This is a genomic window from Geobacillus sp. FJAT-46040, from assembly GCF_002335725.1.
GTDB lineage: Bacteria > Bacillota > Bacilli > Bacillales > Anoxybacillaceae > Geobacillus > Geobacillus thermoleovorans.
Map to the genome: position 1 here is coordinate 2,730,025 of NZ_NISS01000001.1, position 12,504 is coordinate 2,742,528.

A 12,504-nucleotide genomic window follows, 5' to 3' on the forward strand; every position below is an offset into this window, starting at 1 on the left:
CAACCCCGCCAGGCGGCACGACTAGAAGTATAAGAAATAAATGACAACGGCCAGCACGATCCGATACACCGCAAACGGCACGAGGCGGATGCGGTTGATGAGCTCAAGGAAAAAGCGGATCGCGAGCAAGGCGAAGACAAAGGCGCTAAAAAAACCGGCGATGAAAAACGGGATATCGGCGGCGGTGACATATTGCCAGTTTTTCAACAGCGACAGCCCGCTCGCCCCAGCCATGATCGGAACAGCCATAATGAACGTGAAATCGGCGGCGGCGCGATGGCTCATGCCGACAAGCACCCCGCCAGAGATCGTCGAGCCGGAGCGGGAAAAGCCGGGCCACAAGGATAAACATTGTATCAAACCAACAAAAAACGCCTGCTTGTACGTAATTTGGTCGACCGTCTGCGTCCGCGCGGCTTTTTTGGCGAATTTGTCGGCGGCGATCATCAACAACGCGCCGAGCACAAGGCCGATCAGCACCGTTTTTGTCGAAAACAAATGTTCATCGATGTAATCTTCAAACAAGACGCCGAGCACCCCAGCCGGCAGCAGGCCAATGATGACGTGAATGAGGTTAAGGCGCGGATGTCCGCCCGGATGGCGGCCGCGAACGCCAAGCAAGTCGAGAAATCGGTCTTTAAACACGACCACAGCGGCTAAAATCGAGCCGAGCTGAATGACGACTTTAAATGTATTCGCCGCGTACTTGCCTAAAAACTCTGTGGATTTCAGCCAAAGATCGTCGACAATAATCATATGGCCGGTCGAGGAAACAGGGGCGAACTCGGTCAGCCCTTCGACCATCCCTAAAATGATCGCCTTCCATAATTCCATCCAGTGCATGTCCTTCCATCCTTTCTGCGCGGGGTCGTCCTTTCTATACATATGGGCCAAGCGGGTGGAATAACACTCCGCTTTTGGCCGCGCCTGCTCTATTGTACTACAAATCTTTGTCTTGTACTACCCGCGCTTTTTCTAGGCAGCGACCTTGTTTTCGAGACAGAATCATCGACTTCCTGTTGCTAGTCAATGGGACGGGCCGGACGCTTCCCCTAACTCCCCGCGCCGCTCTAAGTAATGATACAAAGCGCCGAGCAAGTTCGCATCGTTTTTGAATTGGCACGTCTCCACCACTGGCTGGACTTTGGCAATTGGAACGAGCGACAATAACACCGAAAGCCGCTTGTTGATTTCGTCGACGAAATCGGGGCGGCTGCTAATGGCCCCGCCCAAAATGATTTTTTCCGGGTCGTATGCGTACTGCAAGTTAAAAATCCCTTGGGCCAATGAAAAATAAAACCGGTCAATGGCCTTTTGCGCGGCTTCATCGCCTCTCTCGGCCAACTCAAATACTTTTTCTCCGTCCAGCTCCCTCTCCGGCATCCCCTTTTCCTCAGCCGCCATCCGGATCAGCGCACTTGTCGCCGCCAGTTCGCTCCATGTTTTGCATTCGATCCTTCCGTTCCCATAGCGGACATCCATCAACATATAGCCAAATTCCCCGCCGTGCAAATGCGCCCCTTTATGGATGCGTCCGTCTTTCACGATCGCCCCGCCAATGCCGGTGCCGACAATGACAAAGGCGATGTCGCGGCAGTGCCGCCCCGCTCCTTTCCATAATTCACCGAGCGCTGCGCAGTTCGCGTCATTTTCCAGTTCCACCGGCAGGCCCGTCGCTCCGCCGAATACTTCTTTAAAGTTTGGGCCGTGAATGCACGGCAATGCGCTGCTTCCGCCGATGATGCCAAGATCGCTGTCAACGCTTCCTGCGGAACTGATCGCGATGCCGGAAAGTTCATAGTTCGCCTGCGCCTGGCGGACGGCGTTAAGCAAGTCATCGCGAAATTGATGAAAGTCATGCCGCTCCGAACGGTAACGCCCCTTTTCGAAAAAGTCGCCATGCTCGTTCATGACGGCATGTTTGACATATGTGCCGCCAATATCAAAAACGATATAGTAACGCACCGATGACGCCTCCTTCGTTTATGATCTTTCCTCTCTTCTAGCTCCATTAGGCTTAGCTGTTTCTCCGCTTTTATGTATTCGCCGTCGGTCCATCCGCTCCTCCCCGCCGCAATGAAAGAGGCCGCTCCACTTGGCGGGAGCGGCTCGTTTCTGTTATCGTTCATATCCCATCGACAACGCTTTTTGCGCGTTGCGGACGTCGTTGTGAAGGAGCTGGACAAGATCGTACGCTGGATAATAACTGCGTTCATACATATAGTTGAACGCTTTTTCGTGCGTGTCAATGGCTTTGAGCAGATGTTTGACAAACGTTTTGCGCAGCACCGGCGTCGCCGTCTCGGTAATGGCAGCAGCATAATTGCGCACTGCCGTTTTTGAAAAGCCAAGCAAATCGCCAGCGTGCAAGGCCCGGTCGCCATCATCATGGACGCGGCTTTCTTCCATCATCGGTGCCGCCGGGATGAAGGCAAGCAGCTCGCGCAAGTTCGTTTCCAGCCCTCGAATCGTCTCAAGGTACAATCCTTTTAATTCAGGACAGTCGATTTTGCCGACCGCCTTTTTCATTTTTATGAGCCCGTTTGCTTGAAAAGCGATCAGTTCATGCAACTCCAACGTTTCATGCCAAGCCAAATGGCGATGACCGTACGTATCATTCATTTTGTTTCCTCCTTGTTTTATTTTTCCATTTATTGTATATGCCCACTAAGGAGAAACGGTCACCGTTGTACAAGACATCCGCATCAGCAAAAAAGCGCTTCGCGAAATGCGAAGCACCTTCCATATCATCATTACAGCCAATCTCCCCCATCAAATCCATCGCCGCCATCAAACCAATCATCCACGTCCGACCCGTCAGCGACATCATCGATCACATCGTCAAGCAACTCTTCCGCCACCATTCCCGCCAGCATCCCGGCCGCAAACCCACCAATGGCACCAGCCCACCCGTGTCCGCCATGATGCGAATGATGGACGGGTGGATAATGGCCTACTGGATGGCTATAGATTGGCGAATGCGGCGTTGCCAATGGATGCCCGCTCAGCTGGCCGAACGCCCCGGCCGCCCGCACCGCCTCTTCAATGGCTTCTCGAAGCAGACGGGCTGCCGTCGCCGAATCGCGAAGCTGTTCATGAGTGATCAACAGCTCCCGTTTCATTTCGCGTTCCCCGCCAAAGCCGTGGCGGACGTCGATCTCCATATACAAACGCACCCCTTCTCCCTCGACAAGGGCAAAAAACTCGACTTCTTGGACGATCCCTTGAAATTCGCTCGTCGGGAAGAACGCAAATTCCTGGCCATGCGGCGTAATGCTTCCGGATGTCGCTTTCTCCCGGAATCCCAGGGCGGCCAAAGCGGAAAACACTTGCTCCAAGGCCGTCGGCGGCAAAATGTGAATGGCGTCTTGGTCATATGCATCCTGACCCCGGCGCCAAATGAATCCATCGACAAAGCGATCCCGATCAACAACGCTTCTTTTTGGCTGATCGTGCCTGAACGATCAAGATCCCCAAGTTCAGGCCGTTTCAATACTTGAACAGCGCCGCTGAAACGGTTAGCCTCCCCTGTTCCATCACATTCCATAGAGGAATCGCTTCCGTCTCCCTTTGGTTTATAGACGTTGTGAACTACCCCCACTTAATTTTCTAGCGAAAATTTGAAGTGGGGGCTTCCAAAGAAGTTTGACTGCTTCAAGCAATCCTTATTCTTTGAGGCGTGTCCACTTCGCCGCTAGAGCATAAGACACTCAGGTCTACAGCTTTACTTTTCTTTAAGATGTTTAATGCGCCATTGACATCCTGTTTACGAGTGGTGCCTTTGATTTTTTGCTTATCTTTTATGCTTTGAAGTCTGGCATTTTCTTTGTTAAACCATTGATTTATACTTTTTAATCTCCGCCCATCAATGATGAATGATCTGCCGTCTATATTTTACTGAATCTATCCTGTTTTCAGCAAAATATAGTTAAGGCGATTCATCTCCCACTTACTCCGCTTCGCTTCGTTGAAGTGGGAGTCTTCTCGCCTAATTAAGATAAATCGCCCAACCGCCAAGCGCCATGAGAATGACTGAAGCAAGCCCTCTCTCAACTTGCAATGGCAAAACAAGCGCCAACAGACGGCCGATGTTCATGGACACAAACACCATCATTCCAGACATGCATGCAATAAGCGCCAACGAAAAGCAGGAAAAACGGACACCACCCATTCCATACGTAATGCCTACGCTCAAGCTGTCCATGCTCACGCTGAAAGCGAGCAAAATCATGGACACCCATAACCACATATGCCCCCCCTGCCGTACGATATGCAATTCCGTACGGAGAGGGGACTTTCTTGCCATTCGACACGCATCGATTTCCGGGGAAATGTTTCCCCTTTTCTCGACATTATTCCCGCAAATGATACGGCAATGTCGCAATGACCACATCTTTTTTCATGATCAAGAAAAAGCGCAAGATGATGGCGGTTTGGTTATGCAAAAATGTATGCCACCATTTTTTCACGATAAATTGCGGCAAGAGCACTGTCACCGGCGCGCGGTCTGCTTCTTTTTCCGCTTTCGTGATGTCGAGTTGATTCAAAAAGAAAAAACCGCTGAGGACGCGCTCAACGGCTACGTTTGGTTCAAAACCATACTCGTCCCTCCCCAAAGCGCTTGCGAGGTTAGCTGTCGGGTTCGGGCTTGGAGAGATGCCCGTCCTTTCGGATTCACCCCTAGCAACGAGCGTTGCAACAAGTGGGTCCCCCGCTCCATGACGGATTCAGCGCATCGTATCAAGTTGTTCTTGCTTCCATATCTTACCCCTTTGCTTGTCCCTCCGCCAACCTTGAAAAAGGAGGAAAACAGCGAGTTTCTGGGCTTTTGGGCTTATTTTTTCTTTATTATTTTCCCTTCGCTCACGCTCCCGACATTTTTCTGTTTTTCACTCATCCAATCATCATTTTCCCTTTCGGATAGCGGAACGGATCGGGCTGACGGCGCAGCGTGACCGCATAAGCGATCGTCAACGGGCCTACGCGGCCGGCAAACATCGTGAAAATAATGATCGCTTTTCCAAGCGGAGACAATTCAGGGGTTAATCCCATCGATAGTCCAACAGTCCCAAACGCCGATGTCGCTTCGAATAAAATCATGAAAAAGTCTTTTCCCTTTTCGGTAATCGTCAACACCATCGTCACAAGCATGACGACAAACAATCCGCTCATCGTCACGGTCAGCGACTTGTATACCGTATCGTAGACGATTCGTTTTCGGAACAAAATGACGTCTTCCTTCCCGCGGATTTGCGACCAAACCGCGCCGAGCAAGGTCGTAAATGTCGTTGTTTTGATTCCTCCGCCCGTCGAACCTGGGGAAGCGCCGACAAACATGAGAAAAACGATCAAAAACAGCGTCGGTTGCGTCAAATCCGGGATGTTAAGCGTATTCGAGCCCGCCGTTCTCGGAGTGACCGCTTGGTAAAACGCGGACAAAAACTTGCCTGAGAGCGACAGCGGCCCCATCGTCTTCGGATTGTTCCACTCCAGCAGCAATATCAGCGCCATGCTGGCAAACACCAGCCATGCCGTCGTGATGACCACCACCTTCGTATGAAGAGACAGCCGCCGTGTTTGCCGGTACTCATACACTTCATTCATGACAATAAATCCGATGCCGCCCAGTATAATTAAAATCGGCACGACAAGGCTCACGACCGGATCTTCCACATAGCCGGTCAAACTGCGAAACTCGCCCATCAAGTCAAAGCCGGCGTTGTTAAAGTTGGAAATCGCATGAAAGAACCCAAAGTACACGGCTTTCCAAAACGGCATATCGAACGAGAAACGAATCGCCAACAGCAATCCGCCGATGCCCTCAATGACGACGGTAAAAACGAGAATGCGTTTCACGAGCCGAACAATCCCTTCGATGCTCAGCTGATTGAGCGCCTCTTGCAGCAACAACCGCTCTTTCAAGGAAATCCGCTTGCCGAGCAAAAAGGCAAACAACGTAGCAAATGTCATAAATCCAAGCCCGCCCACTTGGATCAGCGCTAAAATGACCAGCTGGCCGAACAACGTGAACGTCGTCCCCGTATCAACCACAACAAGTCCGGTCACGCACGTAGCAGATGTCGCCGTAAACAAGGCGTCTAAAAACGGAAGTCCTTTTCCGTCAACGGTCGCCGTCGGCAGCATCAACAAGAAAGCTCCAACCAAAATAATCAAGGCAAAGCCGGACACTAATACTTTCGGCGGATCGAAAAATTTACGGTTCGCATTCAAAGCCCCATCCCTTCCCCTCGCTCACATAATCGCCTCTTTATAGTTGTGGATGATCCATAGAAAAAATATACCAAAAACAAGCTTGTTCGGGTACTCTAAACCATTTTCATCATAACATTCTTTCTGCATAATAAAATGGATAAAGGGCATGGCCACCGACTTCAAGAATGTGGATGCATTGAAACCTTTTCCGTCTCCGTTCGTCTATATGAATGGCAAATGGCAGTCCGACTGGGACCACACAGGCATTGAAGCGCGGAAGGGGGCTTGCGCCAGTCCTATAAAAACATTCCATTGACTTTTGGCAAAAGACGTATTATGCTACTTGACATGGAGACGTTCCGATGTAAAATCATGTAAGAATAAAACGTTTGTTGCTGTGGGCAACGGCTGTTGATATAAACATAGAAGCATCGTTAAGAATACGAGGCAAAGGAGGAGAAGAGGACGTGAAGGCAATTTGGGAAAAATGGTTGAAAAAATGTCGTTCTCTCCCTAACCAATACATTGGCTTTTTTATTTTTGCCGTGCTCTTATTTTGGTTGAAGACGTACGCCGCCTATTTAGCGGAATTTAACCTTGGCATCAGCAACTCCATGCAGGAGTTTTTATTGTTCATCAACCCGATCAGCTCGGCGGTGTTTTTCTTTGGCTTAGCCCTATTGGGCAGAGAAACACGGGTATATAGGCGGCTCGTTACTATTAATTTCATTTTGTCGTTCATTTTATACGCCAATATCGTCTATTATCGCTTTTTCAGCGATTTTATTACATTGCCGACGTTGGCGCAAACGAAAAACTTTGGCGATCTCGGCGGCAGCATTTTGGAATTGCTCAGATGGTATGACCCGCTTTATTTCTTGGACACGATCATTTTGGCAGTGATCGTGTTCTCGAAACGGTTCCCGCTTCCACCGGTGCGGGCCGGTCGCGTCAAAAAAGGCGTTATTTTTGCTTCGGCCATTTTAATGTTCAGCGTCAACTTGGCGCTCGCGGAAGCCGACCGCCCGCAGCTGTTGACTAGAACGTTTGACCGCAACTATATCGTCAAATATTTAGGGATATACAACTACTTGATCTATGACACGATCCAAAGCATGAAATCGTCGACACAACGGGCGTTCGCGAACAAAAGCGACATCACGACCGTATTGAACCATGTGCAGGCGACGTATGCTGAGCCGAACCCGAAATATTTCGGTGTGGCGAAAGGAAAAAATGTGATTTACATTCACTTGGAGTCGCTGCAAAACTTTGTTATTCACTACAAATTGCACGGGGAGGAGGTCACCCCATTCTTAAACTCGCTCACCCGCGATCCGAACACATTCTATTTCGATAACTTCTTCCATCAAACGGGTCAAGGGAAAACATCGGACGCAGAGTTTATGCTCGAAAACTCGCTCTATGGCCTGCCGCAAGGGGCCGTCTTCACGACGAAAGGGCAAAATACGTACCATGCGGCTCCTGCCATTTTGCGCCAATACGGTTACACTAGCGCGGTTTTCCACGGCAACTACAAATCGTTCTGGAACCGCGATGAAATTTACAAATCGTTCGGGTTCGATCATTTCTTTGACGCCAGCTACTATGATATGAACGACGAGGACGTCTTGAACTACGGGTTGAAAGACAAACCGTTCTTCCGGGAGTCGATCCCGCTGTTGGAAACGTTGAAAGAGCCGTTCTATGTGAAATTTATTACACTGTCGAACCACTTCCCGTACCCGATCAGCGAGGAAGATGCCACAATCCCGCCGGCAACGACGGGAGACGGAACGGTCGACCGTTACTTCCAAACGGCCCGCTACTTGGATGAGGCCATCAAAGAGTTCTTTGATTACTTGAAAAAATCCGGTCTGTACGACCGCTCGGTCATTATTTTGTACGGCGACCATTATGGCATTTCGGAAAATCACAACAAGGCCATGTCGCAAATTTTAGGCAAGGAAATCACGCCGTATGAACACGCCCAGTTACAACGAGTGCCGCTGTTCATCCATGTCCCAGGCATAAAAGGCGGCGTCATTCATGAATTCGGCGGCCAAATCGACTTGTTGCCGACTTTGCTGCATTTGCTTGGCATCGACACGAAAAATTACGTCCACTTCGGAACGGACTTGTTGTCGCCGGACCATCAAGAAATCATCCCGTTCCGCAACGGTGACTTCGTAACGCCAACCGTGACAGCGGTCAACGGCAAGTACTATGATACGAAAACGGGCGAGCCGCTTGAAGAAACGCCGGAGATTCAACGTCTCGAACAAATCGTCCGTACGAAGCTTGACCTATCGGATAAAGTCGTCTATGGCGATTTGCTCCGGTTCTATACACCGAAAGGCTTCAAGCCGGTCGATCCGTCAAAATATGATTACAATAACCGTGAAGAGGGAAGCGATCAATGATCGCCTCCCTCTTTTTTTCTAGCGCTGCAGCAGTTGCTCAATGGCCCGTTTCCCATTCACGTAACCTGCTCCATATACGTTCGGGTCTCGCCCTTTCCACAAATCGGCGCCGTCTTTTAACGCCCGCTTGATTTCATCCGGCGTTGCATTTGGTTTGGCCTGAAGCATCAACGCGACAATGCCGGCGCAAATCGGCGTCGCCATCGACATGCCGGACATCGATATATAATGGTCACCGACCCGGCTTTGCTTATTCATCTTGTCAAGAAATGAACGCGGGGCGCGAAGCGAAATAATGTTGACCCCTGGGACGACGAGATCCGGTTTTGTCACCCCGTACTCCGTCGGCCCTCGGCTTGAAAACGACGCCACATCATCGTCGGCGCGCGTTGTCGCCGTATCATGATCGTCAAGAGCACCGACGGTAATGATGCGGTCGCTAATGCCGGGGCTTGAAATCGTCCCATAATTCGGCCCTTCATTCCCTGCCGCCGCACAGACGACGATGCCGTTTTCCCATGCCCGTTCAGCGACTTGCACGAGCGGATCATCGTTTTCGGCCGGGAACGGCTGCGGCTCCCCGCCAAGCGACAAAGAAATAATATGAATCCGCTTGGCCGGGTTTTTCTTGTTGTAATCGATGCACCATTCGATACCGCGCATAATGGTTTCTAACGTCCCGCTTCCCGAGCGGTCGAGCACCTTAACGCCGATAAGGTTTGCCTCGTACGCCGGTCCAGCATACAGCCCATCGGACATGCGCCCGTTCCCAGCGGCATCGCCGGCGCAGTGCGTACCGTGTCCGTTGTCATCATATGGCGTCGTACGCCCATTGACGAAATCTACAAAGGCAGCAATCCTCCCCTCCAAGTCCGGGTGCGGGTAAATCCCCTTGTCGACAATAGCGATCGTCACTCCCTTTCCACTCAACTCCGTCCCGTTGACCGCCACGCGTTTCGCATTGGCCGACGGCACTGCGTTGTTTAATAACGCTTTCACCGTACGGTTAAAATACACTTTCTTCACTTTTGGATGTTCAAGCAGTTGCTCAAGCGCCGCCGGCGTCACCCGTGCGCTGTAGAAGGGAACATGGCGAAAATGGTGGCGTACTTTCATACGGAAATGATCGCGTTCCGCCTTGGCCACTGCCTCCATCCCTTCAGCATTTTCGACTTCAATCAAGACGGAAAGCGTCCGCCATTTCCGCAGCCAGCGCTCGATCCAGCGGTGAAAAATGCACGGCATGCGTGTCATCGGCTTGTACATATTGACAAGCGCATGGCGGAGAGGACGGTCCAGCCGCCCCGCGTGCCGGCGGGCTAACTGCACTATTGAATAGCCAAACATGTCTTTTCCCCCTTCCTTTGTTTCTCGCTATACTCATATGACGGCTGGACAAAGGAGGAGGCGGCCTTTCCACTAGGACGAACGAACGAAAAAACGCTCGCCTAGCTGAAAACTAGGCAAGCGTTCCCGTCATTCCTCGACTTGCTCAAGCACAATCCGCTTCGCTCTTCCTAAATAATGCTCCACTTGGCGCAGCACGTTTTCCGGTTCGACAAAGGCACCAACTTGCGTGCCATCAACGATGACGCGCGTTAAACGTCCGGTGTTTGGTGCACCCCCGTCCGGATCCCTAGGAGGAGGATTGTTCGGAGCACTCGCTTTCTTCCGCAATCCGAGCGCCCGTTCTAATCCGTTGACATGACCGCGGGCAATCGTCCGCAAAAATTCGGTGTCCGCCAATTTTTTTACGTCTTCCTCATTATCGATAAACCCGTTCTCCGTCAACACCGCAGGCATCGTTGTCTCCCTTAGCACATGAAAATTCGCTTTCTTTTTTCCGCGGTCACGGAATCGCGTCGCCCGAATCACTTCTTCATGCAGCACATCGCGAATGCGGGCCGTTCGGGAATTTTCCGACAGCTCGTGGTAAATGTAATCTTCGTATCCCGTGCCACCGCCCGCATTCACGTGGATCGAAACGTATAGATCGGCTCCCCAGCGGTTGGCCCGGTCCGTCCGCTCATCAAGCGGCACCGTTTCATCTTTTGTCCGGCTCAACTGCACGGAAACTCCTTCATACTCATTTTGCAGCAGACGATTGATTTCGAGAGCGATAAACAACGTAATGTCTTTTTCCAACAACCCGTTGCCGACCGCGCCGGTGTCTGTTCCCCCATGGCCGGGGTCGATGAAAATTTTCGGCATGCTTGCGTTCTTCCCTTCTTTCGTCCTCACGTTTTACTTATGGCAATACGAAAAACAGCACCTTATACTTCCCCTTATTTAATAAGATAAGCATCGGACTCGAAAAGGTGACAGGACAAACATCTGAATCACATCACTTGAACTATTGAATATCAGCGATCTGTTCATTTATGGTATAAGAGGGTGAGGAAATTAGTTCCAAAAGGGCTGTTCGTCTGCTTCCGCGGATGGGGCATACGGACTTGCCGCTGTTTGTGAAGCGCGGCTAACCTTCTTTTACGAAAAAAAACCGGCTAGCGGATCCTAGCCGGTTGTTCGTTTGCTTAACGGACGGATTCGTCGATCGAGCAGTTCCCGTCTGTGCATGTCCCGCCTTCGTCAGCGAGCGGCCGCAACGGTGAATCTTGCCGTTCCTCCTCCCACACTTTTTCTAGTGCCCGCCGGAACACATCGACCGGCTGAGCCCCGGAAAGGGCATACTTCCCATTCAGCACGAAAAACGGCACGCCGCGGACACCGAGCTGGGCCGCTTCTGCCTCGTCTTCCCGCACTTGCTCTGTGTAGCGGCCGCCATGAAGCACCGCTTCCGCCTCGCTTCGATCAAGCCCGGCCGCTTCCGCGATGTCAAGGAGCACAGTGCGGTCGCTGATTCGCTTTGATTCGGTGAAATACGCGAAAAACAGCCGTTCGACGACATCATCAAGCTTCCCTTTTTCCTTCGCGTATTGCGCCAAGCGATGAGCATCAAACGTATTCGTCGGCTTCATCGTCTCAAAGCGGAATGTCAATCCGACCGCTTCCGCCTGCCTGCCGATATCGGCATTGGCCCGCTTCGCTTCCTCGATTGAAATGCCGTATTTGTTAGCAATGATTTCGTGAATCGTCAATGGCGTCTCTTTTTTCGCATTCGGATCCAATTCAAAGCTGCGAAATACAACCTCAACATCTTCTCGGTGCGGAAACTGTTCAAGCGCCTGTTCCAAGCGACGTTTGCCGATATAGCAAAACGGGCAGACAAAATCGGACCATACTTCAATTTTCACGGCCATATCCTCCTCTACTTTTGACGCGCTTCCCCTCCATTGTAGCCCATTGCCGGTCGAATGGCTAACGAAAGGCATGGGGACGGACCCGCCCGCATACATTGTACTACCATGCTGTTGGGACAAGGAGGACAAAAACCGATGCATTCTCACGAACTAGGCGCCTTTCTATTGCGGATTGTCACCGGATTCATCTTTTTCGCCCATGGGTGGGTGAAATGGCAACGGGGGCTTGAGGCGGCAACGGATTCGTTTGTTGCTATGGGCCTTCCCGGCTGGCTCGCCTACATCGTGACGATCATAGAGCTTGCTGGGGGCTGGGCGATGATGCTTGGCCTTGGCACACGCCCGATCGCCGCGGCATTTGCCGTCATCATGGTCGGGGCCATCGCCGCGGCGAAAGCCGACGCCGGTTTGCTCGGCAACGGCCGGGAAACGGGCTATGAATTCAATCTCGCCTTGCTCGCTATGTCCGTATATTTGTGGCTGAACGGCAGCCGGCTTTGGTCGTTGGACACGGTCATCGGGCGGCCGCGGGGCTAAGTCGGCACAAAAACGGGGCTGACCCAAAACGCGAATGCGTTTTGGGATCAGCCCCCACTTTTTTGCCTCAA

At 51.5% G+C, this 12,504-nt stretch carries 11 protein-coding genes, 4 pseudogenes and 1 riboswitch; of the genes and pseudogenes, 2 read left to right on the forward strand and 13 right to left on the reverse strand.

The window, feature by feature from the left end; all coding sequences use genetic code 11:
* Nucleotides 1-21 precede the first annotated feature (21 nt).
* From CD000_RS14525 to CD000_RS14565, 10 genes and pseudogenes are all read right to left on the reverse strand, one after another.
* Complete coding sequence (locus CD000_RS14525; RefSeq protein ID WP_096225928.1) at nucleotides 22-843, reverse strand: undecaprenyl-diphosphate phosphatase; 822 nt, start codon at nucleotides 841-843, stop codon at nucleotides 22-24.
* Nucleotides 844-1,026: 183 nt separating this feature from the next.
* On the reverse strand, nucleotides 1,027-1,965 hold the full coding sequence (locus tag CD000_RS14530) for an ROK family protein (protein ID WP_096225929.1): 939 nt from the start codon (nucleotides 1,963-1,965) through the stop codon (nucleotides 1,027-1,029).
* 153 nt (nucleotides 1,966-2,118) lie between these two features.
* The gene (locus tag CD000_RS14535) at nucleotides 2,119-2,622 is read right to left on the reverse strand and encodes a spore coat protein (RefSeq protein ID WP_096225930.1); all 504 of its coding nucleotides are present in this window, start codon (nucleotides 2,620-2,622) and stop codon (nucleotides 2,119-2,121) included.
* Nucleotides 2,615-2,791, reverse strand: a complete 177-nt coding sequence (locus CD000_RS18540; protein WP_156100176.1) for a hypothetical protein — start codon at nucleotides 2,789-2,791, stop codon at nucleotides 2,615-2,617. Before CD000_RS18540 ends, CD000_RS14535 begins: the two co-directional genes overlap by 8 nt.
* A pseudogene (locus tag CD000_RS14540) lies at nucleotides 2,754-3,389 on the reverse strand (sporulation protein); the annotation flags it as partial. The pseudogene CD000_RS14540 and the gene CD000_RS18540, both read right to left, overlap by 38 nt.
* Nucleotides 3,362-3,592, reverse strand: a pseudogene (locus CD000_RS19695) (sporulation membrane protein YtaF); the annotation flags it as partial. The pseudogenes CD000_RS19695 and CD000_RS14540, both read right to left, overlap by 28 nt.
* A gap of 62 nt (nucleotides 3,593-3,654) precedes the next feature.
* Nucleotides 3,655-3,888: pseudogene (locus CD000_RS18255) on the reverse strand (transposase); the annotation flags it as partial.
* A gap of 100 nt (nucleotides 3,889-3,988) precedes the next feature.
* On the reverse strand, nucleotides 3,989-4,249 hold the full coding sequence (locus CD000_RS14555; protein ID WP_233130464.1) for a manganese efflux pump: 261 nt from the start codon (nucleotides 4,247-4,249) through the stop codon (nucleotides 3,989-3,991).
* 103 nt (nucleotides 4,250-4,352) lie between these two features.
* Nucleotides 4,353-4,535: pseudogene (locus CD000_RS14560) on the reverse strand (hypothetical protein); the annotation flags it as partial.
* A 68-nt stretch (nucleotides 4,536-4,603) separates the two neighbouring features.
* Nucleotides 4,604-4,743: riboswitch (cyclic di-AMP (ydaO/yuaA leader) on the reverse strand.
* A gap of 150 nt (nucleotides 4,744-4,893) precedes the next feature.
* Entirely contained in the window at nucleotides 4,894-6,231 is a 1,338-nt protein-coding gene (locus CD000_RS14565) for a TrkH family potassium uptake protein (RefSeq protein ID WP_013522785.1), read from the reverse strand.
* A 449-nt stretch (nucleotides 6,232-6,680) separates the two neighbouring features.
* On the opposite strand from CD000_RS14565, the gene ltaS reads away from it, so the two are divergent.
* The gene (ltaS, locus tag CD000_RS14570) at nucleotides 6,681-8,636 is read left to right on the forward strand and encodes a lipoteichoic acid synthase (protein ID WP_096225931.1); all 1,956 of its coding nucleotides are present in this window, start codon (nucleotides 6,681-6,683) and stop codon (nucleotides 8,634-8,636) included.
* 18 nt (nucleotides 8,637-8,654) lie between these two features.
* Here the strand turns inward: ltaS and CD000_RS14575 are convergent, their stop codons facing one another.
* From CD000_RS14575 to CD000_RS14585, 3 genes are all read right to left on the reverse strand, one after another.
* Nucleotides 8,655-9,983 carry a S8 family serine peptidase gene (locus CD000_RS14575; RefSeq protein ID WP_096225932.1) on the reverse strand — a complete coding sequence of 443 codons (1,329 nt, stop codon included), beginning with the start codon at nucleotides 9,981-9,983 and terminating at the stop codon, nucleotides 8,655-8,657.
* 129 nt (nucleotides 9,984-10,112) lie between these two features.
* Nucleotides 10,113-10,847 carry an N-acetylmuramoyl-L-alanine amidase family protein gene (locus tag CD000_RS14580; protein ID WP_096225933.1) on the reverse strand — a complete coding sequence of 245 codons (735 nt, stop codon included), beginning with the start codon at nucleotides 10,845-10,847 and terminating at the stop codon, nucleotides 10,113-10,115.
* A gap of 323 nt (nucleotides 10,848-11,170) precedes the next feature.
* Nucleotides 11,171-11,890: a DsbA family oxidoreductase gene (locus CD000_RS14585; protein WP_096226304.1), complete on the reverse strand. Its 720-nt coding sequence runs from the start codon at nucleotides 11,888-11,890 to the stop codon at nucleotides 11,171-11,173.
* Between the two features lie 141 nt (nucleotides 11,891-12,031).
* Here CD000_RS14585 and CD000_RS14590 point away from each other — a divergent pair, with 141 nt between their 5' ends.
* Entirely contained in the window at nucleotides 12,032-12,433 is a 402-nt protein-coding gene (locus CD000_RS14590; RefSeq protein WP_096225934.1) for a DoxX family protein, read from the forward strand.
* The last annotated feature ends 71 nt before the right edge of the window (nucleotides 12,434-12,504 follow it).

What these genes read in the sequence shown, in the direction of transcription:
- CD000_RS14535 (WP_096225930.1), bottom strand. Translation starts at nt 2,622, where the DNA reads ATGAATGATACGTACGGTCATCGCCATTTGGCTTGGCATGAAACGTTG.
- CD000_RS14525 (WP_096225928.1), bottom strand. Translation starts at nt 843, where the DNA reads ATGCACTGGATGGAATTATGGAAGGCGATCATTTTAGGGATGGTCGAA.
- CD000_RS18540 (WP_156100176.1), bottom strand. Translation starts at nt 2,791, where the DNA reads ATGGCGGCGATGGATTTGATGGGGGAGATTGGCTGTAATGATGATATG.
- CD000_RS14580 (WP_096225933.1), bottom strand. Translation starts at nt 10,847, where the DNA reads ATGCCGAAAATTTTCATCGACCCCGGCCATGGGGGAACAGACACCGGC.
- CD000_RS14590 (WP_096225934.1), top strand. Translation starts at nt 12,032, where the DNA reads ATGCATTCTCACGAACTAGGCGCCTTTCTATTGCGGATTGTCACCGGA.
- CD000_RS14555 (WP_233130464.1), bottom strand. Translation starts at nt 4,249, where the DNA reads ATGTGGTTATGGGTGTCCATGATTTTGCTCGCTTTCAGCGTGAGCATG.
- CD000_RS14575 (WP_096225932.1), bottom strand. Translation starts at nt 9,983, where the DNA reads ATGTTTGGCTATTCAATAGTGCAGTTAGCCCGCCGGCACGCGGGGCGG.